We start from the raw sequence: 1,488 nt of genomic DNA, 5'->3' as shown, positions 1-1,488 counted from the left end.
TGCTGCTTAATGATTAAATCCTTATTCCGTCTATCTTTAGGTATGGTCACTGGCTTTGTGCAAAGTCTGATTAAACTTTGCGGATTAAATTGGACCGCACCAGATTACAGTACGCTTTGTAGAAGACAAAAGCATATTGATATTGCAATCAGCTACCAAAAAAGTAGCGATGGGCTGCATCTACTCGTAGACTCTACAGGCATGAAGTTTCTAGGTGAGGGCGAATGGAAACGCAAGAAACATGGAGCTGAATATCGTCGCCAATGGCGTAAACTACATATTGGTATAGATGCCAAAACCCTACAAATACGCGCTATTCAGCTCACAACCAATAATGTCAGTGATTCACAGGTGCTTGGTGATTTACTTAATCAGATTCCACAAGATGAGCAGATTGACTCTGTTTATACCGATGGAGCTTATGACACCAAGCAATGCCGTCAGGTCATTGCAGATCGGCAAGCACATGCGGTGATTCCACCTAGAAAAAATGCGAAACCATGGAAAGATACAAAGAGTAGCTCGCTAGAGCGAAATGAATTACTTCGAACAGTTAAACGTTTAGGCAGGACATTATGGAAAAAATGGTCAGGCTATCATCGCCGCAGTTTGGTGGAAACCAAGATGCATTGCATCAAATTATTAGGCGATAAATTAATGGCAAGAAGCTTTCCTAGTCAGGTGAATGAAATTCATGCACGTGTAGCAGTCCTCAACAGATTTACGGAATTAGGTCGACCACTTACCCAAGTTACGCCTTAAATTTGGCTCAATTAGGGGCGCTTTGCATTTCAAATCTTTGTGCAACAAAGCCCTTTAGAACCAGAATCTAAATAGTACTTAACCTGAGTTCGACGAAATATTTTAGCTTTTTAGCAAGTTTTGGAAAGTTGGCTTATTTGGATTTAAGCAATAAGCCACTATCGCAGCCATAATATTCACCATAAAGTTATTCACCGAACGATGACGTGAATGGTCAATTTGATGCAAGTTTTTTAACTGATCATTCACTGTTTCGATCAATCCTCTTCTGCAAAGCAATTGTTTTTCTTCTTCAGTTTGGATGGGTTTATTTTTCATATTCTTGCGTGAGGGGGTTAATATTCTGAGCCCTCTTGCTGCTAAAGCTTCAGTTTTTGCTTTACTCAGATAGCCTTTATCGCCTAGTAAAATACCTTTTAACTCTTTGGTTAAAGATTCAAGTACAGCAACATCATGCACACTTCCTGATGTAATCTTGAGATTAATAATTTCACCCAAGTTGTTGATAACGATATGGACTTTAAATCCATAAAACCAACCTGTACTACTTTTACCGCGACCGGCCAAGCCTTTAAATACACGATTTCTTTTAATTCTAAGATTATGGCAAATGACCAATTTAGTCGAATCAATGATACAAATTCCGGTATCTTCTCCTTTAACTTGATGGAAGAAACTACTCAAAGCTTGTAAACAACGCGGCATAATTTCAATAAAACGATTGTA

2 protein-coding genes are annotated in these 1,488 nt (G+C 38.8%); one reads left to right on the top strand and one right to left on the bottom strand.

Features of this window, described 5'->3' with window-relative positions:
• Window positions 1–762, top strand: a 762-nt coding sequence (locus SE27_RS12935; protein WP_455550014.1) for an IS5-like element IS17 family transposase, incomplete at its 5' end; no start/stop codon positions are given.
• Between the two features lie 102 nt (window positions 763–864).
• Here the strand turns inward: SE27_RS12935 and SE27_RS12930 are convergent.
• A partial coding sequence (locus SE27_RS12930) for an IS982 family transposase (RefSeq protein ID WP_039624284.1) occupies window positions 865–1,488 on the bottom strand: 624 nt, incomplete at its 5' end.

This window comes from Acinetobacter harbinensis, from assembly GCF_000816495.1.
In the GTDB taxonomy this organism is placed as follows: Bacteria; Pseudomonadota; Gammaproteobacteria; order Pseudomonadales; family Moraxellaceae; genus Acinetobacter; species Acinetobacter harbinensis.
This window is presented reverse-complemented; position numbering and strand designations above follow the sequence as displayed.